Here is a 19,819-nt window from a genome sequence, read left to right as displayed (position 1 = left end):
ATGAAATGAGTCCATCTCCGCGTGAGCAGGCGAACGCTGCTGTACGGGAATTCCTGTCCAAACGCGACTGGTCGGCACAGACGCCCGCCAGGAAGCGGATCCTCGTGGCTTTCCTCCGGCTGGCCGCCACCAACGGTTACAACTCAGTGAGCATGCGGACGCTGGGCCGCGAACTTGGGCTGAAGGCGCCAAGTCTCTATTCGACTTTTCCGCAGGGCAGGGAGCAGATCGTGGCCGAATCGCTCCTCTGGTTCACCCACGGATTCGCCCGCGACCTTCTCAAAGCGGTGCAGGAAACCCCGTGCGCGGGTGACTACTGGGCAGCCCTTGTCCGTTTCCACGTCAACCAGCAATTGAGCCGGCCCGAGGCGGATCTCTGGAACCTACTGGTTGCCTCGGACAGGGTGGCGGGGTTCCTGGGTGATGACCTCCGTGAAGAGCTGGCCTTTTGGCAGAGCCTGCACCAGGAGATGTACGCCGCCGCGGCCGAAGAAATGGGACTCGCGGTCACGCGGCAAACCATCCAGGCTATTTTTACGCTGCTCGACGGCTCCGCGCGTTGGTCTGCATGGGATGGCAGCCAGGCGCAGCTTGAAAGCGTGGTGGACCACGGGGTGGCCCTGTCCCGTTCCTTGCTTGAAGTCGGCGCGGGGACCCGCGCCTGCGCGTAGCGGGCGCTGTCCCAACATGGCACACCACCCTTCCGTGCCCCGTCGATACTGTGATTCAGAACTCAATATTCGGTGATGAGGATTACATGAATAACACCACCCTTGACGCACCACAGGTGGCGCGTCAGACAAGTCAAAACCGGCTCAGCGGCAACATGGGAGTCGGAGAACTCGTCATGAACGTGCTGGCCTTTTCGTCACCCTTGGCCACGGTGGCCGGCACCCTTCCGGTCCTGCTGATGTTCAGCGGGCAGACAGCGCCTGCCATCTATCTGCTGGTAACGCTCATGCTGCTGATCTTCTCCGTGGGATTCGTCAAGATGAGCCGGAGTGTCCAAGGTCCTGGCGGTTTCTACTCCTTTGTCACGGCGGGCCTGGGCAAGCCGGCAGGTCTTGGTGGCGCCTTCCTCGCGCTGTTTGGCTACATCTTTATCGGCTTTTTCGCGCCATCATTCTTCGGCGTGACGCTTCAGGGGTTTGTTGTTAATACCCTCGGCGGGCCGGACATCCCGTGGTACTGGTATGCGATCGCCATTACGGCCGTAACCACCGTGCTGGCGTACAACCGCATCGACTTGTCGGCCAAGCTGCTGACCATCGTGATGTTGCTTGAAGTGGCGATTATCGTCGTGTTCGACGTCGTTTCGTTCTCGGCCAACGGGCTAGGGGCAGCGCAGAGTGCAGGGTTCGCCCTACCGTCCATCACTGACGCGACGCTGGGCCTGGCACTGCTTTTCGCCGTTGGTAACTTCTTCGGGTTCGAAGCTACCGTTATCTACCGGGACGAGGTCAAGAACCCGGACAAGACCATCTCTCGCGCCACGTATTTGGCCGTGGCAGGCATCGGCATCTTCTATGCAGTGGCAGCGTGGGCCTTCATCGCCTTCTTCGGTGCGGACAAGATCCAGGCCGAGGCAGAGAACAACACGGTGAATCTCTTCAATGACGCACTCGTCGGCCTCGTGGGACGGATCTTCGCCGACGTGGCCGTCATTCTGCTCATCACGTCCGTCTTGGCTTGCATGCTATCCATTCAGAACATCGCCGCCAGGTACAGCTTCGCGCTGGCTGCCGACCACGCGCTGCCTTCGATCCTGGGCAGGGTGCATCCCAAGCACAAGTCGCCGTACGCCTCGGCACTGGCCGTAGGTATTGTGTGGGCGGTAGCAATCGTGCTGTTTACAGTCATCGGCGTGGCTCCGGAAGTGCTCTATCCGATCGCCAGCGGTAGCGGAACCTTCGCCGTGCTGCTTCTGATGTTCATCACAAGCTTCGCTGTCCTGGTGTACTTCATCCGCCGCCGCGGCTTCGCTCCGGAATCAATCTGGAAGACGGTCATCGCACCTTTCATCAGCGTGCTGTTCCTGGGCGCTATCACCTATCTGGCTATTGCCAACTACCCGGAGCTTATTGGGGGCTCAACGGTTATGACGGCCATCTTCATGACTTTCACCTTCGCGCTTTTCTTCGGCGGCATCGTCTACGCCTTCTTCCTGCGGACAAAGCGGCCCGACATCTACGCGCGCTTGGGTCGCCAAAGGATCGACTGATTCGAACTCCCCTATAGACCCCGGTCCGGGTCGCCTTCCATGAGATCGCCTACCCATGGCAGGTATCCGCGGTGGAAGACCATTCCCTCAGGCAGCCCGTCTACGGAAACCGATGAGCCGGAAATGTTGATATTGATCCTGCCCTCACCGATCGGCGCGTTGGCGATGTGCAAATCGCCGTAACTTTCTGGAAGGACAGGGTCCATCCAGATGCCGCCCTGGGATACATCGGGATCGTAGCGCATGAGAGTGGACACCAGCATTATGGGTGCAGTGGCAGCCCACGCCTGTGGCGAGCAGGCAGTGGGGTAGGGCACGGGAGCTGAGAACGCCTCCCGACTGAAGCCACAGAACAATTCCGGCAGCCGGCCATCGGAGAACTCTGCAGCCTCCAGCAACGCCGTCGAGATACGCTGTGCTTCCTCCACGAAGCCATACCGCATAAGGCCTACCTGGATAATGGCGTTGTCATGCGGCCAGACAGATCCGTTGTGGTAGCTGACGGGGTTATAGGCGTCCATGTCGTCAGCCAAGGTACGCACTCCCCAGCCGCTGAACATTCGATCGGACATCAGGTGCTCTACTACGCTGGGTGCCTTGTCGTCGTCGACAATGCCGGTGGCCAGACAGTGTCCCATGTTGGAGGCGCAGGCATCGACCGGACGCTTGTAGCGGTCCAGAGCGATTGCGAAGTAGCCCTTGTCCGGCAACCAAAACCGTTCATTGAACTGCTGCTTCAGGCGTAGAGCGCGGGCGCGGAGTTGTGCCGCTTTGGCCTCGTCGCCGGCCTCATGCGCCATCCAAGCCGAGGCTAAACATGCGCTGTAAACATAGCCCTGCACCTCGCCCAGCGCTATTGGGGCTTCGGCCAGGGTTCCGTTGGCGAAGTTAATGCCGTCCCATGAGTCTTTCCATCCTTGGTTGATGAGGCCTCTGTCGTTGAGGCGGGCGTATTCGATAAAGCCGTCTCCATCCCTGTCGCCGTAATTCCAGATCCAGTCCATGGCGCGGTCCGCATGGGGCTGCAGGGCAGCGATTGTCTCTTTGGCGAAACCCCATCGGCTGACTTCGCCCAGTACCATCAGGAATAGCGGCGTAGCATCGACGCTCCCGTAGTATGCCGACTTTCCGCCAAGGGCAAGGCCACTGGATACGTCAAGGCGTACCTCGTGGAGGATCTTTCCGGGTTCTTCCTCGCTCATGGGATCCACGACACTGCCTTGCAGGTCCGCCAGCGTTTGCAACGTACCCAGTGCCAAGGAGGGATCAACGGGAAGCGCCATTGTCGAGGCCCACAGAGAGTCCCGCCCGAACAGTGCCATGAACCACGGCGCCCCTGCAGCAACTACCACGCGCTCGGGATGCTTTGGGTCCTCGATCCGCAGTGCCCCCAGGTCTTCGTAGCTGCGCCGCAGCGTTCGTTCGATGGACCGGTTGCCCATCTGCACCAAGGGGATTTTGGCCACCCACTCCTGCCGCCGGCGGTCGCTTGGCGAAAGGGCGTCCTTGCCGGAGTGTGCACGGGGCTGGGTGTCTTCCACGCCCCAGGGCGCCACCGTCAGCCGCACGTTCCAGTGTCCGTGCGGAGGAACGGTTGTCCGGTACGTCACGGCCTCGGGCGTCACCACTGCGGTGGGGCCGCCGTCGATATTGACGCCCTTGGTAATGTCCTGCCATGTTGCCCGGATGATCAGCGAGTGGGCCTCCACTTGCCGGGTTTCCTGCCAGGTTCGCTGCACGCGCGCCTCCTTGACTTCGAAGAGGTCCGCAAAATCCGACTCAACCGTCAGCGCGATGACACATTCCGCGGCCAGTCCGGAATAATTCCGGACGGTGATCTGCTCGGTGATGCCAGTGCCCACTTCCCGTAGTCGTTCCACGACCAGCGGGCTGTCTGCCCTCCCGTCCTGGCGTGGCACTCGACCTGCAAAGAGAACCCGGTAAGGCTGTTTGACGTCCGCTGCAAGCGCCTCAACGGGCTGTCCGTTCACCGAAAGCTTCCAACAAGACAGGATGCGTGTGTCTTGGTAGAAAACGCCATGCGGAAGGCCCGGAACTATGTCCCCGTTGGTTAACGAGATGCAGAAGTTGGATCCTTCCACCAGCGTGACGGCCGCGCCCAATGCTCCGGCCGCCGTGTCAGCATTCCACCCAGCCATTGCGGCTCCTTTGAGGATCGACATCGGAGTGGTCGTTCACGGATGATCACCGTCACCGTGCCTTCTGATGCCTCGTCGTCAGTATTTCTGACGCTACGCTTGTCGTCGCGTGGGTACCAGCCTTCAGCCGGCTCAGAGTCCGGGTTGTGTGAGTCAGACCCCGGGACGGCGCGGGAAAGGATGAGCGCAATCGTGCATGGGGGAGGATGCGCCGGAACGGCGAAGTGGCCGACCAGGAGCTAGAGACTAGATCAGGCTTGCTAATGTTCGACCGGGCCCACGAACTCGGCGTCTTCACCAGCCCGGAAATCCATTCAACGACCCCAGGACTCAAGAATCCCCATTGCCGCAAAAGCGGTTTGACTTGTGGAAACGCCCCGCTTCGTCACGGGACTGAAGTTCTCGGAGTTACTTCCCAATCCCGTGGTTTTAACGCCGATGACGGATCTTTCGTCAACTCGAGATTTGGATTCAGGGCACTCGACGGCGTGGGCGGTGGCAGCCGCGTTTTGAAGATCCGTTCCGCGGTACATCCGTTTCTCGGCATTTGCTGCTTTCGTAATCATCTAGGTTAGGGCATGTCGAGGTGGGTTTTGTAGGCGGTGTCCTTGTTGGTGTTCCAGCCGGCGATGATGCCTGCGCCGAGCATTTGGTCGCTGAGTCTTGCGAAGCGGTAGCCGGGGTCGTTGTCGAGGGCGAGTTGGAGGTATTGGTAGGCCTTGGAGCCTCTGCCTTCCCACCAGTTGATGTAGCCGATGGTGGTGAGGATGGGTGCTGCGTGTTCGGGGCTGGTGAGGGTGTAGGCGTGGGTGAGGAGTTGTTTGGCCCATTCGATACGTGACCAGTTCGGGGCGGCATGGGTTTGTGCGAAGAGGATGTGTTGTGGTGGTTCGTCGATGCCCGGGATGTCGGCCATGAGTTGGTCGCGGATGTGGGGGATCTGGAAGTAGGCGATCAAGTCCAAGGTGTCCTCATCGGCGGGGTACTCCGTGCTATCCAGCATGATTGTCCAGAGTCGGTGAGCTTGTTCGGTAGCTTCTTTTGGGTGGATGGCTGCGATGGCCGCCAGCCGCTCCTCAACAGCCACCGCTTCTCGATTTGGTGCGTTCGGGGCGGGAGGGTGATCTGGTTGGAGGGTGCGATGGTGCTGCCGCGGTAGATGAACTCGGCGTTGACCTGACTGTATTCGGTGCCGCTGAGGGGCAGGGTGATCTGCTGACCGGGTTCGGTGTCGTAGCGGGAGTAGGTATCCTCTCCCACAAAGATCCCATCGCGGATGGTGATCTCGTTTTCAACGAGGACTCCGGTGAGGGCGGCGATGGTCGCGGCGTGCGGCCTCGGTTGCCCAGGCTCCGATCTGGATGAGGTGTAGAGCGCGAATACGATGCTGCTTGCGTTCGTGTCGTTGGTGAGGTAGCTGGCGACTGTGCGTGCGAAGAGGCGTTCTTGGCCTGGTTGGCGAGGGAGGTCGATGCGGAGGGTGGCACCAACGTTATTGTGGTTCAAAGTGATGCAGACGAGGCTCTCCTGGGGCCAGAAGCCTAGGGTGTGGCCGATGAAGCTGAGCAGGTCTGCTGGGTTCTTGATGGTGAGCGCGTTCATGTTCCTGTCTCCTCGTAGGTTTGTTTCGTGCGTTCGCGACTCTCGATGAAAGCCCGTTCTGACGGGTGACCTTCAGTCATTCATGGGTGCTTGACGGTCATGCGCCATGATCTTTAACTAGCGGTTTCGCGTGAAGAGATCTGAGATGGGCCAAACGCGGTCACGATGGAAACCGCCTAGGTTGGCCGTTGCGTGCTGCCGCTCGAACAGCTCGCGTTCCAGAGCCTTGTTGGATGGATTCCGAGCGCGCGACGGGGTCCGAAGGTTATAAGTCAATGCTTTGCCCTACGCAGTGGTTCACGTGCACAGGCCGGAATCGGGCGGACCGGATCCGAACATATGCGCCGTTATCGGTTTTACTTCCCTCGGTGGAGAATGTTTTAATTCCGGCCCGCTAGGGTACCGTTTTGGTACCATGGGTTCCATGGCTATGAATCTCCGAGTCCCTGAGGACCTTGATCGACGGCTGGAGAAGTTGGCTGCCGAGGAACACACGTCCAAGTCCGCACTCCTATTGCAGGGGGCCGAGTTGGTTCTGCAGCGGCACACGCGCCGGCGTGAAATCAGTGAGGGCCTTGATTTTGTGATGAGTCATGACGCGGAGCTGCTGACGCGCCTTGAGGACGCGTGACGGCTTACCTTGACATTGAGGATGCGCTTCAAGTTATTGATCGCTACGGCTTCCATATCCGCGACGTCGGCTTGTTGGCGTCGGCATTGGCCAGGCCCGCGACAACGGTTATGGGCGCTGAAGCTTATCCGGAACTAGCGGTGAAGGCGGCTGCCTTACTTGAGTCGGTCGCGCGGTTCCATCCACTCCTTGATGGGAACAAGCGGACTGCTTGGACGCTCATGGTGCTGTTGTTGTGGATCAACGGCTACCGTCATGACTTCTCAACTGACGAGGGCTTCGGACTGGTCGTCGGGGTCGCCGCTGGGGATGTTGAACTACGGGACTCGGCCGCCGTGATCTCGAATCATTTGGTGCCGCGTTAGCTCGGCCTTCCCTAAGAGGGCTGTGTGGACAATGTCCACACTTTCCACCTCGGACCGGTCCGTACAGCAGCCGGACTGCCCCGGTTTCCGCATGTTTACGCCACTTCCCAGCAATGACAAGGCCGGGAACCGCGTTCGAGTCCCACCTTGGGCACGGCATACCCCCTCGTCGGAGGGGGTATTTGCTTTTAACGTGTTGACATATCTTGTGGTCAGTCCCTCTGACTCTGATTCGCGGCCTGGCCTGGCCGCCGCGAGGGCCTATTCGGGTGTGTGGGGGCGGGGTCAGCGTCCTGGGCTGACGGACGCTGCGCCGGCTTTGAGATAGGGGTGTGTGGTTCCTCGTTCCTAATGCTCTCAGGGTGGTCGTGGGTGGCCAACACCTATTCATGCTTTCGGGCCACGCTCACAACATGATGTCGGCACCTAAGGCGTGGAGCTTTTTCGGAAAGTTCCGTCCGAGGTGCGGGTGTGGCTTGGTCCCCACAAGGGCTGGGGCAGCGAGGGCGATGTTCTGTAGCGGCGTGCTCCTGACCCACTGTTCTTGGTTTTAAGGGCATGAACTTTCATTGGGTGTCCGCTGGCTGCATGACCTCTGACTGGTCAGCGCGGCGAAGGCCTTTGACACGGTCTCATCGATGGATTCTTTGAAGGGACAGAGGTCCGTTTGCATTCACGCCACATCGCTCTTGTGGCCGAGAGACCTCAAACAACACAACACGATCGTGTTTCGGGCGGACTTTCTTTTCGGGGGAGTTTTGCCTTCTCCGATGCATCAGCATGGGCGGCGGTGTCGAGGAGTGAACCAGCGCTGTCTCGACATGCTAAAGGTTTATGAGACATCCACCGATTCCCCTGGAGACGTAACGGCGGAAGCGGAAACGCGCAGGATTCACGCTTTTCCCTCACACCACATGTCTGGATAAGTCACGTTGCCGTGGAGTGTCGCGCTCGTGCTCGGTGACGGATTTAGTGGGACACATGTCCCGACTGAGGATGGTTGGGGTGTACGAGAGTCAGTACAGCTGCCCAGGATGCGCAGCTGCTGCTGGATTCGTTGTTTTCTGCCCGGGTGCAGGGCAGGGGAGTGGCGCTGTGCTCCCTGTCCGATGGGATTGACCCCGCAACCAGCACGGGCTGGTTAAAGCTGAATATGCTGACCACCCTGGCGGACTGTGAACGGGAACTGGTAACTGAACGTGGCAACGGCGGTCCGATACGGGCCGCGGTTATGAAGGTCATGTGCGGGTCCGCGGCGCCCCCAGGCGAAGTGAGTTAGGAGTCAGCGCTGCGGTTGGTATCGGCCTGCCCTCAAGCTTCGGACGGTTGCATACGCTCTGAAATTGTCACCGTGGTTTCATGTGTCCGGCGAAGCCGGGTTGCAGTCTACGGTTTTCCGGTATCCGAACCCCCGACAAAGAATACTTAGGCCCGGAGCTTTTCTCGTTCCTCGAAAGCAACGCATAGTTGTACAGCTAGCGACGATTGTGGAGCAGCCGTACCTTCCGGGCGTTCGAACGCAGCTGGATGATTCTTGCTGCACCGGCAACGGCGACGAATATTCCGCCGGCGACGCTGGCGATGAATAAAGCCATCCCGAGGGAGAGGGTTCCCTCAAGGCCGAGGAACATCACCCTGGCGGGTTCCTGGTTCTGCAGGATGAAGATGATCAGCAGCACCAGCAGGACCAGGGCTGTGACGACCGCCACCCAGAGCACCCCCGAGCGGGTCGGTTTCGGCCTGGCCTCAGGGGTAACGGGAATGCCGGTGACCGGGGTCGAGCCATCCCGCGGTGTCGGCGGCTCCGGGTTCGCTCCGGGTTTCAGTGGTTCGGATGTCATCACCGGTCACTTTCCTCTCCCTAAATGTCAGTCTTTCTGTCGTCCGAGCCGGGTTGAAACTGGCCCTATGGGTCAGCGGCGCCTGGAGCTTTCCACTATGGGGCATTCGAAAGGTCCACCGGCAAAGAGACCGACTGCGCTCAGGTATCGGACCACGACCGTGTAGGAGACGATAAGGCTGGTCTCTGTGTAGGGGATCCCCTGCTCCTTGCATACCGCACGTACCAGTACTGCGGCGCGGTGCAGGTACGGCCGGGGCATGTCCGGGAACAGGTGGTGTTCGATTTGGCGGTTCAGCCCGCCCATGAGGGCGTCCATGAACCAGCCGCCGGCTATGTTGCGTCCCGTGAGTACCTGGCGGTGGAGGAAATCCGCCCTGCTGGAAGCCGGCAGGATGGGCATGCCCTTGTGGTTCGGCGCGAACGAAGCGCCCATATAGAACCCGAATACCCCAACTTGCACACCAAGGAAGGCGAATGCCATACCGAAGGGCAGTAGCCAAAACACCAGCGCGGGAACGATGAGCAGGCGCACAGCCAAAAGCGGGACCTCGACCCACCGGTGATCAACGCTGCCTCGGCGAACCAAATACTTCATCGAATCAACGTGCAGGCTTGCGCCCAGGAAGAACAGCAGCGGAAACAGCAGCCATCCCTGATGGCGCGTCAGGCGGATCATGAAGCCGCGACGTGAAGCTGCGGCCTGGGGGTGGAAGGCGATCGCCCCGGTATGGATATCCGGATCCTTGTCGATTATGTTGGGGTGGTTGTGATGACGGGTGTGTTTTTGCGCCCACATCGCGTAACTGATCCCCACCAGCCCGGTACCGATCAGACGGGCGGACCATTCATTCATGGCTTTGGACGCGAAGATCTGACGGTGTGCTGCCTCGTGGGCGAGGAATCCGAACTGTGCCAGTACCACGCCCATCGCGGCCGCAATCAACAACTGGAACCAGGTGTCCTGAAGCAGGATGAACCCGGTCCAGGTGCCCGTCCACGCAGTCGTTAGAATGGCGAAGACGGTGACGTAGTAGCCGCGTCTGCGGTGCAGAAGGCCCGCTTCCTGGACCTGCCTCAAGAGCGTGACGTAGCTGTTGACCACCGGGTTTGGGGATTGGCGCCGCCGCTGATTTTCGCCCTGGAAAGGTGTTTTTTCCATGATGCCTCGAACCGTTCGGGGTCAGTGCGACGCTCTGTAACTGGCACTTCTTACCCTTGTCCAAACAATACGCCCGCACGGGCAGGGACGGAACGGCACGACTCGGCCCTCCCACAGCGACAGAGCCACGGCTGCCGGGACGGCCAGGGCTCCAGGACATCTCGCTTCCGGGGTGCGGTGTGATGCCCGGGCCTTTCCGCTCCCAGCATCCCCCGACTTATCTCGATCGTGTCCGAGGACCCAGCCCCGGACACGGCCTTTTCCTGCTTCCGCCCTTCATCCAAAAGGGCCGATTCAACGGCGGTGGGAGTCGATGATCGCATGCTGGCACAGGGCTCAGGGATGTTGCCGCAGAAGCGGAGGAACGCTCGAGGCGCTCCTCGGAAGCATCAAGTACCAACCAGGTGAGGCGTTGAGGAGTGTAGCGGCCCGCTGTCCTCTGCCGCCTGAGGAGCGGACAGCGATGACCGAGTGGACGTCGTGCCTCGGATAGGCGCGAGTCGTTATGCAGATCAAGCACGATCAGCTGATCCGAGAGTAAGGGCGGAGGGTTTTCCCGGTTGATGGGGCATCACAGAGCCCGTGGGGCCTGGTTTGTCGATGATGTACCAAGCCCAGTGAACGTAACAACGGCGACTCTCAATAAAAGGGCCGCAACAAGAACCCGACGAGGTCCCGTATCTGCACATTAATCGGGCGTTTCATTGCCGAAGCGGGATCGTCCATGGGGCACGATGACCTTGAATCATAGTCTGCGTAGAATTCACGAACCAGCGGCGGGTTGTAAGGATGCTGGGGTCTCCCGGTACCAAGGAAGCGGAATGCCCAGGAGTGAGGCCGCGGGTCGGGGGTGGTCTTGCCGTGAGTTCAAAAAGCCGGTAACGATAGTCCACGCTCGAGGACCGGCGCCGGTCTGCCGTTGGTGAGGGGATTGCTGGAGGAAGGTTCAGGGGTGCTGTAGTTCTTCAATGGCCCAGAAGATGAGGTCGAGTTCGAATGGATGCGGTCTCAGGGCCTCGTGCACATAAGCGTCCAGTTCCAAGATGCTGGCGATGCCGCCTTCGCCCCAGTAAGTGATCCATAACCGTTCAAGGGTGATGGCGTTCTGGTCGAGTATGTGCTGTGCATTTTGCCGTGGATCGTGCATGTCCGGGATCCCCAGTGCTTTCGAGGCGCCTCTGCGGGCCAGCCGAAATAATCAGCCTGCTTGGTACCTAACTTTATCCCAGAGAGGTAAAGACTGCATTGCCGAGCCCTTCGCGGCCTTGGGTAATCCCGCCTGCCGGACGATCACTTGGAGTTCTTTTCTGAGAGCATCGGTGTTCAGTTCCAAATCCTGGAGCACAGAATTTTCCAGCTCGCGCGCCGGTTTAGAATCGTCAGACCGTTGCTGGTGATCGTTACGATGTGACTTCGGCGGTCGGATGGATGGTCTTCGCGGCGGAGGTAGCTGTTGGCTTCGAGCCGATACAGGGCCGTTCCCATGGTTTGGGCCTGGACCCGGATGATTTTGGCAAGATCTGCCGGGCTGATGGGTCCTGCGGCTTCCAGGGCATCAAGAGCGATTACTGCCGCGTAGCTTAGTCCGATCCCTCGGAGCTTGGCATTCCACGCCTGTTCGACCAGCCGCCCGGCAGTGGACAGAAGGCGGCTGAGGGTCCACACATCCACGTCAGGCATCTTCGCAGTCTATGGGCAGAAAACTTGATGATGGTCGGGGAGTCTCTTGCTTGGCCATAGTTGGCGGATAACGGGGACCTCAGCCTTCCGGGCGCAAGCACAGAGGCATGCCTCCGGGGTTGATGCACTTGGTCAGGCCGGGGTTGTTCGGTTCGGTTTACCCTCATGGTGTGCTTCTGCTCTTGCCAAAGCAGGGTTCCTGTCCAGGAGATGGGCCGCGTGGGCGGCTGGGGGAGCCTACGATGGGGCTTATGGACTCCCCAGCGACGCCGAACACATCCTGAGCCTGCACGAGCTTGTGACCGGCACCGCCGACATCAAAACCGTGCTTCAGGGCGTGACGGCTTTCGCTGCCAGGGCACTGACCAAGGCAGCCGGGGTTCCGATCGATTGCGCTTTGACGCTGCGGCGCCGTAAACGCACGGCTACCGTCGCAGGCAGCAGCGACAAAGCCGTCTTGCTGGACCGGATCGAACAAAAATTGGGAAAGGGCCCATGCGTGGATGCGCTGAACGTGGGCACGCCCATGCTTCTGGACGACGTCACTACAGACGCGTCCTGGCCCGAATACAGCCTCGTGCTGGCAGAAGCGGGATGCCAGAGTGCCTTGGGTGTCCCGATGGACCTGGGGGAGACCTCCGAAGCCGTGCTGAATTTCTTCGCTTCAGAGCCCGGGCTGTTCACCCCCGAGGTGGTCGATGAAGCGGCAGCGTTCGCGGACATCGCCGGCAGCACCCTGCGCTTGGCCATCAGGATCGAGAACCTCGAACAACTCAACACCGATCTGAAAACTGCCATGGGCACCAGAACCGTCATCGACCTGGCGTGCGGAGCGATCATGTCCCAGAACCATTGCACCCAGGAAGAAGCTTTCGCCATGTTGACCAGCGCCTCGAGCCACCGGAACGAAAAACTCCACACCGTCGCCGCTACCATCGTCACCAACCTCAGCGGACAGGCAGCAACGACCGCGCACTTTGAAGACTAACCGGTCGGTCTCGTGAGATGCCTGTTCCGGCGGCTAATCAAAGACCGCAAATCACAGACCGCAAATCCCTGGCACAGGCCTTTCCATGCTGGGAATCGCCAGAGCATTCTGTCCCTTACCGCACGATAGGCCCTTTCGACGGGACGGGCGAAGGGACGTTAGATCTGCTTCGCCAGTCACAGGAAGCAGCTACCCTTGGCTCCACAGGATGCTGGGGGAACACTTTGATGAAACCAAACACTGTTGAAGGCGGTAAGGGCACGGTGCAGCTCTCAGGGGTATTCTCCACCTCTTTTGGAAGCCAGGGACTGTTCTGGAGGCCGAAGGCGTCAACGCCGCGATTGCCACGCTCAATGAGATTGCGGGCAGCGCCGAGTGCCCCGCGCTCATCGACATCTCGGACACATAAGCAGTGACCCCGCCGGGCCAAATCCGTGTTCCGTACCAAATGCGCGGCCTCCGGCATTGCTCGGCTCGGATCGGACCCTGTCAGGCGTGTCATTGCCAGCTTCGCCATGGGGCGGCGGACACTTGCGTGTCCCTCACGGTTCTTCCGTTCCAAGGCCGGGGCCATGGCCTGGTTTGTGCCCTCTGCTCGACGGTGACCCGCAGTGGATCCGAGAACGGGGTCTGCCTAGGGCTTTGTGAGGGTTCGGCCGGCGGCCTAGCCGAGGGTGGCCAGGGCCTGGTGTTGGGCTTGGACCAGGACGGTCGTGTGGGCGTTGATGTTCATGACTTCACCGTCAATTTGCAGTGGAATCGGATCGAGGGTGATGAATTCGTAGCGGTTGATGGTTTGTTGGACGCCAAGCCCTATGGTGACCGCCCGTAGAGTCATCAAGACGATGCGCCATCTACTGGCGTGGGGAAGGGTGATGACCTCGAACATTCCGTCGTTGGGTTCGCCTGTTTCGCTGACCTTCCCGTATTTGGCCATGTAGGGGATGTTGGCCAGCACCAGGCTGTCGAACGTGGCGTGGGCGCCGTCCGCGCGGGTGATCTCCAACGGTGTGAGGCTTGACATGGTGCGGGCGACGGACACGAGCTCGGACAGGACACCCTTGGTGCCTGCTGCCAGGCCGATGGCCATGGCTGAGGTTAGCCCGAATCCGATGTATGAGTGGGCGTACCGCGTCCAGGCAGTGGTCCCTTCGCCGACCTGGAGCTGGAGGAGATCGATCCGGCGGATTTCGCCCGCGACGATGGCATCGATCAACGGCATGCGCCGGGTGCTGCGTCGGTGATCGTTGGCGTTGCCCCCGGCCATGACCGCGCACACGGCATTGCCTCCGGCATCCATCACGCCGTTGATCACCTCGTTGTATCCACCGTCGCCGCTGATCGAGACAATCAAAGGGTTCCCGGCAGAGGCCGCCTCACGCGCCAAGGTCCTGGCGTGCCCGGCGAAACCGGTCGGCTGCAGGCTGACCGGCATCCCGGGCAGCCTGCGAGCCAACGCCTCGCGTAGCTGGCCGGCCAGCACGCCCGAATCACGGCTGCTGGAGGGGTTGAATATCAAAACTACCCGGTCAAACCGGGGTGGAGGGGCGCACCCAGTCACTGCTTCTCACCGCAAATGTTCTGGCGGAGAAAGGCTCCGGCCGGTCTGCTGGAAGAGGGTTCCATCGCATCTCCGTTCTGCCTGACCGGCGTGGGCTTTATGAACCGGCGTCGTGGAGGAAGCGGTCTCCTTCATTCTCCCCAGTCGTCCTTGGTGAGGAAGACCGAACTCGCTCAATCGGCGACGATACGGACCTCGCTCACTTGGTCGGCGCCGTGAGGAGGGTTCCTAAAAGAATCTCATTCTTGCGTCACGAACGGGCTTTTGACCGCACTGTTACCGTAGGGACGATCTGTGGGCAGCATCGGGCAACGGTGGCTTTCCAAGCCGACTCTGAAGGCTCCTCACGTGCCCGGGCTGATGCCCGCTTCGTTGGTGCGCACGCTCAGGGTGCAGACTTGAGTACATGAAGATGACTGCGGGACGACGGGCAGCGTTGACGCAAGAGCTGGCTTCTTCGGCGGCGGTGACGGCGCCAGGCAACGCGTTCGATGAGGCAGTCCGGGCAGTCCGGAGGGGCGGGATCAACGCGGATGAAGCGGCGAACCAGCTGATCGAGCAGATGACGGATGGGGAGATCCTCGGTCTGCTTGACGGCGACTCCCCAAGGCTTCTGCTTCCGTTCATCCCGGCGCTGCTCGGGAGACGCCCTTTCGTAGCGGGGGCTGTCCCGAGGCTTGGCATACCAGGCATCAGGTTCAGTGATGGTGGCCGCGGTGTTGTGATCGGCGCCTCCACGGCTTTCCCCGTGGCGATCGCGCGGGCGGCGACCTGGGATCCAGAGCTGGAGGAGCGTGTCGGGACTGCTATCGGCCTGGAAACCAGGGCTCACGGGGCGAACTACTCGGCCTCAGTATGCGTAAATCTGCTTCGCCACCCTGGGTGGGGCCGGGCGCAGGAATGCTATGGGGAGGATCCGGTGCTCACCGGTCGGATGGGCTCGGCCCTGACGCGAGGCGTACGTAGGCACGTCATGGCGTGCGTGAAGCACTTCGCTCTCAACTCGATGGAGAACGAGCGCTTCGAGGTCGACGTGGCGGTGGACGAACACGCTCTGCATGAGGTGTACTTGCCGCACTTCAAAGCTGTCGTTGAAGCCGGCGCTGACTCCGTGATGAGCTCGTACAACCGCGTGCGGGGGCAGTATATGGATGTCAATCGCGCGCTGCTCACGGATGTGTTGAGGCATGAGTGGGGCTTTTCCGGGTTCGTGACGAGCGACTGGGTGTTCGGCACCCACGACGCGGTCGTCAGCTTGGAGGCTGGCATGGACGTGGAGATGCCGCTGAGGCTGCTGCGCGCCCGCGAGCTGCCGGCCGCGCTGCGAAACGGTGACCTGGCCCGCGCGACGGTGCTTCAGTCCGTGCGCCGCATTTTGCGCACTTGCGTGCAGCATGCCGCGGCACGGGAGTTGGCGGCCCCTACCCGCGCCGTTATCGCGTCCCCGGCGCACCGGGCGCTTGCTTACCAAGTCGCTGCGGAGTCAATGGTGCTCCTGAAGAACGAAACCGTGGGCGCGGCACCGCTTCTGCCGTTGGTTCCTACCACCCAGCATCTGGCGGTGATCGGACGGCTTGCGGGACGAGCGAACCTCGGCGATCATGGCTCGTCTCGTGTTCGGCCTCCTTCCACTGTCTCGCCGCTCCAGGGACTGCGTGAGGCGCTTCCCGGTGTTCTGATAACGACCACCACCGGCCAAGACGAACGCCGGGCGGCGGCGGTGGCGGCCGCGGCCGAGACGGCAATCGTCGTCGTCGGCCTGGACCAGCACGACGAGGGCGAGTCCGTCGTCACCGGTGGTGTAGACGTGGGAGTGCTCGGCCGAGCCTTTGGCTCAGGTCCCCTCCGTCGTGTGCTCATTGGCCTCGCGCATCTGGCCTCGCGCTTCGTTCGGGGTGGCGACCGCACCTCGCTCAACCTGCGCCCCTCTGATGAGCGCCTCATACACGCGGTCGTCGCCGCGAACCCCCGAACCGTGGTCGTGCTGATCAGCGGCAGCGCGATCATCACTGAGACATGGCGGGACCGAGTGCCGGCCCTCCTCCTCGCCTGGTACGGCGGTATGGAGGGCGGTCATGCGCTGGCGAGCGTGCTGACCGGCCGCGATGAGCCCGGTGGACGTCTGCCCTTCGTGCTGCCAACGGACGCAGCACATTTGCCGGTCTTCGACTCCGGGGCTAAGTCTGTTGTCTATGACGACCAATGGGGTCAGCGCCGGCTCGACGGCGAGGGGCATAGGCCCGCGTTCCCGTTCGGGTTCGGTCTGGGATATACGACGATTGAACACCGGCTTCTCGACCACGCGGTGGACAATACACGCGGCAACGCGAACGTGTTCGTAACAAACAATGGCGACCGCAAGGGCTCCACTGTCGTTCAGATCTACGCTGCGGATGTGTCCCTCCGCAAACCGGTGGCTCAGCTCTTGGGCTTCCGGAAAGTGACACTGCAGCCCGGGATGGAGACCACTGTGCGTGTCGTTTTGGATGCGGGCCCCACCCTGCAGCGCAATTCGACCACACGGCGCTGGTCTGCCCGCTCGGGGGTGTGGGCCCTGCAAGCTAGCCAACACAGCCCGGACAGCTGGGAGAACGCCGTCCGCTTGCGACGCACGGAGGGTCTGATTCACCAGGAAGGTACTTCAGACGGCAAGCCGGCCTGATGTAGTCGGGGATTCCTCGAATTATCCCGAAAGACCGCGGAACGGGGCCAACGGCCCTTCGACACGGACCGCCAAATGGTCGTCGCCCCGAAGCATAGCGCGGAGTAACCGACGTTCCTTCCAATGGAGAAACAGGGACGCTTGTCCGAGCCGCAGCACCAAGTCTCCGTCCGGAGTGGCGTACCGCTTCTGCAGATCCGCCAACTCCTCCTCTTGCAGCAGTGCAACCGTGCCGCCCGAAGCCCGGTCAACCAAGCGGACCAATGACGATGGTCCCGTGAGATCGGTCGCGACGAAGCGCTGCTCGCTGGCGGCAAGAATGGTCCTTTGCGCCGCCCGCGTCACGACCAGCGGACGGGACGGCCCGCCCAGCAGGTCGCGTAGTACGTCCGCCGCCGCGTCAGGGCGACCTGTTCTCCGCGCTGCCGCCTGCATCATCTGCAAACGGCCGGGCTCACGCAGCACCTGATCGATCTTCCAGCCGATCGTTGCCGCTGCGTTGCACCGGACGGCCGCGCCCTGCTCCATGAGATAATCGCCGTTGCGTACCTCCTGACCCGGGATCGGGTTCACAAGTACCATCGGCAGCCCCGCAGCCATGCACTCCGACGCCGAGAGCCCACCCGGCTTGCCCACGAACAAGTCCGCCCGCTGCAACAGCTGCGGCATTTCCGTCGTGAAGCCGAGCACGGTGTAGCGGTCGCCGGCGGTCGCCACCAGCTTTTCGATGCGTTGCCGCAACGCAATATTGTTTCCGCACACGACGGTGGCCGTGAACGCCGAGCGCATATGCATCGTTTGCCGCACCACCGAGACAGCGTAGTCGCCACCAGTCGCGCCCGCTGAGATGAGCAGCATCGGGGGCTTGTTGGTATCGCGTACGGGCGCTGGACTGAGCTGTTTAGTGATCGGGATTCCCGTGGCAGCGACGCGGTCGGGAGGAAGGCCGAGCGCCATCAACTCCACCTTTCCCTCTTCCCTGGCCACAAAGATCTTGTGGAACGCTCCGGAAAGGGACAAGCCTTGGAAGTCGTAGTCGGTGGTTACGACAGCTGTCTTGGCATCGATCACGCCGCGAAGAAGCAGAGAGGCCAACAGCTGGGCCGGGAGGAAATGCGTGCACACAATCGCGGTGGGCCGGAACCGCTTGATGGCACTGACAACCGGGCTGGCATTCAAGCGCGTCCAGGGGTCAATTGGGCCGCGACGCCGGAACGGCGGGTTGCTGATGTCGTAACCCCACTCGACCAACCAGGGCAAGTCCTCCACGAGGACGAAATAGCCCTTACTCAGCAGCGCGCGGTACAGCACACTGCTCACCTGCAGCACATCAAGCACCTGCACCTCGGCAACGTCAGCGCGTGCGGCACATGCTTGTTGTAACGCGGTCGCGGCGCTATTATGCCCGGATCCCACGCCTGCAGACAGGATCAACACGCGCTGTCCGTTGGCGGTGGCTTTGGTTCGTGCCGACGTTGTGCGCATGAGGAGAGGCTAGCAGGCCGCATTACCCTGAAGGCGAGGGCGCAGCGGGACGCCGCTTACGCCCTGATTCGAAAGCTGGGGATGCGCTTCGCGTACGAATCCTCGCTAGTCTCTCCCAACCGTTCAGGGCCAGACGCATGTGGGCCCGGGCTCGAGGCGGTTCTATCGCATCCCGGTTCTGCCGACGGTCGTGGGCTTAAGAACCGGGCGGGAAACCGCCAGAATGCGGGAAAAGCGCGTAGAGTCAAAGTATGTCGGGACATCGTGACAAGACATCCGGATCCCCGGGCAACGAGCCGGGCTCCGTAAATGCGCCCGCGAAAGCCACTGATGCGTCCCCAAGTGAGGTTGATGAGGACGCCGCGGAGAGCTGGGACAACGAGGGCGGCCACGACCGTACTGCACCCGCAGAACGGCCCGAAGGCCATGACCTCCTCTAAGCGGCCCGGCCCCGGGGCCGCATAAATTTCAGTCGTCGCCGTTGCCAGGTTTTCGCGGATCCGTCGGTGCATCCCAAAGAAACGTTGGCACCAAGCCATGACCACCACCCAGGACCAGCCCGCAAAAGATGCCGGCACCCTCACCCTCAGCGGAGTGCTCGCCCCGGCCTTGCCGCATGACGTCGGCACCGCGAGAGGGTCCGTGCTCTACACCGTCCCTGCGGTCTTCTCCCGCAGGGACGAATCGAGGGAACTGGACCTTCTTCACAGCGTCGACGTGGCCCGACGCCTCGCCGACGCAGGCTACAGCGACGTCGAACTGTGAGTCTCGGACCGCCGGCTCCTGATCACCAACACCAATCTAGAAGAACTCAAGGCAGGCCTGTCCCATCTGGTAGGCACCATCCTGGGCGAGATTTCCGACCGGGCATCCCTTGAGCGCATCAACCGGGCAGAGGAATTGAACGCCTTGGGTCTGGTCGAGGAACACCGCCTTGAAGAGGTGCGTGCATCCGCGGCGGAAGTCCACTTCGACTAGGACAAAGGCGCACAGGCGTTAGCTGGCTGAGCGCTGGTGATTCGGGGAGCCTTCGGCGGAAGCGAGGTTCTTGAGTTCCTTCAGGAGGTCCAGTTGCTCACGGTTGATGGTGATCAGTAGCTCGATCTCTTCCTTGGCCCGGGTGTTGGTGTCGAAGTCATGCTGTGCCATGGCCGCGGCGATGGCATCCTGCCTTTTCGCGGCGATCAGCAGAATGGCGCCTTGCAGCCCGGCCAGCATGGAGAGCAACAGGTTCAGGAGTATGTAGGGGTAAGGATCCCAGGCTTTTGCGGCCAGGGCCCAGGTATTGATCACCGACCAGATGATCATGAAGCCAATAAAGCCTCCGACGAAGGGCCAGCTGCCCATGCCGTTACGCAGAATATCGGCGGCTCGTTGGCCGGAGGTCAGTGACGCTTTGTGCTGTTCGTGCCAGGTCTTCTGTGCAGCAGTCATGACCAAGGTTAGCCCCCTCTTGCCGCCAC

Annotated in this window: 20 protein-coding genes; 9 read left to right on the top strand and 11 right to left on the bottom strand. The window is 61.4% G+C overall.

What is annotated here, in order from left to right; translation table 11 throughout:
- Window positions 1-5 precede the first annotated feature (5 nt).
- The gene (locus J2Y41_RS04770; protein WP_309926612.1) at window positions 6-671 is read left to right on the top strand and encodes a TetR/AcrR family transcriptional regulator; all 666 of its coding nucleotides are present in this window, start codon (window positions 6-8) and stop codon (window positions 669-671) included.
- Between the two features lie 86 nt (window positions 672-757).
- A complete protein-coding gene (locus J2Y41_RS04765) occupies window positions 758-2,221 on the top strand; it encodes an APC family permease (RefSeq protein WP_309926609.1) in 1,464 nt (487 codons plus the stop codon).
- Window positions 2,222-2,232: 11 nt separating this feature from the next.
- On the opposite strand, the gene J2Y41_RS04760 is transcribed toward J2Y41_RS04765, so the two are convergent.
- The 3 genes from J2Y41_RS04760 to J2Y41_RS04750 form a co-directional block, all read right to left on the bottom strand.
- On the bottom strand, window positions 2,233-4,380 hold the full coding sequence (locus J2Y41_RS04760) for a glycogen debranching N-terminal domain-containing protein (protein WP_309926607.1): 2,148 nt from the start codon (window positions 4,378-4,380) through the stop codon (window positions 2,233-2,235).
- 571 nt (window positions 4,381-4,951) lie between these two features.
- Entirely contained in the window at window positions 4,952-5,431 is a 480-nt protein-coding gene (locus tag J2Y41_RS04755) for a DUF4192 family protein (RefSeq protein ID WP_309926731.1), read from the bottom strand.
- Window positions 5,335-5,982 carry a DUF4192 family protein gene (locus J2Y41_RS04750; RefSeq protein ID WP_309926605.1) on the bottom strand — a complete coding sequence of 216 codons (648 nt, stop codon included), beginning with the start codon at window positions 5,980-5,982 and terminating at the stop codon, window positions 5,335-5,337. Before J2Y41_RS04750 ends, J2Y41_RS04755 begins: the two co-directional genes overlap by 97 nt.
- A 424-nt stretch (window positions 5,983-6,406) precedes the next feature.
- Here J2Y41_RS04750 and J2Y41_RS04745 point away from each other — a divergent pair, with 424 nt between their 5' ends.
- The 3 genes from J2Y41_RS04745 (at window position 6,407) to J2Y41_RS04735 (ending at window position 8,257) form a co-directional block, all read left to right on the top strand.
- The gene (locus J2Y41_RS04745) at window positions 6,407-6,613 is read left to right on the top strand and encodes a ribbon-helix-helix protein, CopG family (RefSeq protein ID WP_241650980.1); all 207 of its coding nucleotides are present in this window, start codon (window positions 6,407-6,409) and stop codon (window positions 6,611-6,613) included.
- Window positions 6,610-6,978: a type II toxin-antitoxin system death-on-curing family toxin gene (locus J2Y41_RS04740; protein WP_309926603.1), complete on the top strand. Its 369-nt coding sequence runs from the start codon at window positions 6,610-6,612 to the stop codon at window positions 6,976-6,978. The genes J2Y41_RS04745 and J2Y41_RS04740 overlap by 4 nt, the downstream gene beginning before the upstream one ends.
- A 1,072-nt stretch (window positions 6,979-8,050) precedes the next feature.
- Window positions 8,051-8,257, top strand: a complete 207-nt coding sequence (locus J2Y41_RS04735) for a recombinase family protein (protein ID WP_309926729.1) — start codon at window positions 8,051-8,053, stop codon at window positions 8,255-8,257.
- A gap of 196 nt (window positions 8,258-8,453) precedes the next feature.
- Here J2Y41_RS04735 and J2Y41_RS04730 read toward each other — a convergent pair whose 3' ends face one another.
- From J2Y41_RS04730 to J2Y41_RS04715, 4 genes are all read right to left on the bottom strand, one after another.
- Window positions 8,454-8,819 (bottom strand): hypothetical protein, encoded by a 366-nt coding sequence (locus J2Y41_RS04730; RefSeq protein ID WP_309926601.1) that lies wholly within the window; start codon window positions 8,817-8,819, stop codon window positions 8,454-8,456.
- A gap of 72 nt (window positions 8,820-8,891) precedes the next feature.
- Window positions 8,892-9,980, bottom strand: a complete 1,089-nt coding sequence (locus tag J2Y41_RS04725; RefSeq protein ID WP_309926599.1) for an acyl-CoA desaturase — start codon at window positions 9,978-9,980, stop codon at window positions 8,892-8,894.
- A 946-nt stretch (window positions 9,981-10,926) separates the two neighbouring features.
- The gene (locus J2Y41_RS04720) at window positions 10,927-11,127 is read right to left on the bottom strand and encodes a hypothetical protein (RefSeq protein WP_309926597.1); all 201 of its coding nucleotides are present in this window, start codon (window positions 11,125-11,127) and stop codon (window positions 10,927-10,929) included.
- A gap of 176 nt (window positions 11,128-11,303) precedes the next feature.
- Entirely contained in the window at window positions 11,304-11,660 is a 357-nt protein-coding gene (locus J2Y41_RS04715; RefSeq protein WP_309926595.1) for a MarR family transcriptional regulator, read from the bottom strand.
- A gap of 298 nt (window positions 11,661-11,958) precedes the next feature.
- On the opposite strand from J2Y41_RS04715, the gene J2Y41_RS04710 reads away from it, so the two are divergent.
- Window positions 11,959-12,648 (top strand): GAF and ANTAR domain-containing protein, encoded by a 690-nt coding sequence (locus J2Y41_RS04710; protein ID WP_309926593.1) that lies wholly within the window; start codon window positions 11,959-11,961, stop codon window positions 12,646-12,648.
- A 664-nt stretch (window positions 12,649-13,312) separates the two neighbouring features.
- Here J2Y41_RS04710 and J2Y41_RS04705 read toward each other — a convergent pair.
- The gene (locus tag J2Y41_RS04705; protein WP_309926590.1) at window positions 13,313-14,209 is read right to left on the bottom strand and encodes a diacylglycerol kinase family protein; all 897 of its coding nucleotides are present in this window, start codon (window positions 14,207-14,209) and stop codon (window positions 13,313-13,315) included.
- A 406-nt stretch (window positions 14,210-14,615) separates the two neighbouring features.
- On the opposite strand from J2Y41_RS04705, the gene J2Y41_RS04700 reads away from it, so the two are divergent.
- On the top strand, window positions 14,616-16,871 hold the full coding sequence (locus J2Y41_RS04700; protein ID WP_309926588.1) for a glycoside hydrolase family 3 C-terminal domain-containing protein: 2,256 nt from the start codon (window positions 14,616-14,618) through the stop codon (window positions 16,869-16,871).
- Window positions 16,872-16,892: 21 nt separating this feature from the next.
- Here the strand turns inward: J2Y41_RS04700 and J2Y41_RS04695 are convergent, their stop codons facing one another.
- Window positions 16,893-18,356, bottom strand: a complete 1,464-nt coding sequence (locus J2Y41_RS04695) for an MGDG synthase family glycosyltransferase (protein WP_309926586.1) — start codon at window positions 18,354-18,356, stop codon at window positions 16,893-16,895.
- Between the two features lie 251 nt (window positions 18,357-18,607).
- On the opposite strand from J2Y41_RS04695, the gene J2Y41_RS04690 reads away from it, so the two are divergent.
- Both J2Y41_RS04690 and J2Y41_RS04685 read left to right on the top strand, forming a co-directional pair.
- On the top strand, window positions 18,608-18,796 hold the full coding sequence (locus tag J2Y41_RS04690) for a hypothetical protein (protein WP_309926584.1): 189 nt from the start codon (window positions 18,608-18,610) through the stop codon (window positions 18,794-18,796).
- Between the two features lie 97 nt (window positions 18,797-18,893).
- On the top strand, window positions 18,894-19,121 hold the full coding sequence (locus J2Y41_RS04685) for a hypothetical protein (RefSeq protein WP_309926582.1): 228 nt from the start codon (window positions 18,894-18,896) through the stop codon (window positions 19,119-19,121).
- Between the two features lie 36 nt (window positions 19,122-19,157).
- Here J2Y41_RS04685 and J2Y41_RS04680 read toward each other — a convergent pair whose 3' ends face one another.
- Both J2Y41_RS04680 and J2Y41_RS04675 read right to left on the bottom strand, forming a co-directional pair.
- Window positions 19,158-19,325, bottom strand: a complete 168-nt coding sequence (locus J2Y41_RS04680; RefSeq protein WP_309926580.1) for a hypothetical protein — start codon at window positions 19,323-19,325, stop codon at window positions 19,158-19,160.
- Between the two features lie 27 nt (window positions 19,326-19,352).
- Entirely contained in the window at window positions 19,353-19,790 is a 438-nt protein-coding gene (locus J2Y41_RS04675) for a DUF1003 domain-containing protein (protein ID WP_309926578.1), read from the bottom strand.
- Window positions 19,791-19,819 lie beyond the last annotated feature (29 nt).

Origin of the sequence: Arthrobacter sp. 1088 (genome assembly GCF_031455315.1) — a bacterium.
In the GTDB taxonomy this organism is placed as follows: domain Bacteria; phylum Actinomycetota; class Actinomycetes; order Actinomycetales; family Micrococcaceae; genus Arthrobacter.
Note: the sequence above shows the minus strand (reverse complement) of the source record. Positions and strands in the feature narration are given on the sequence as shown.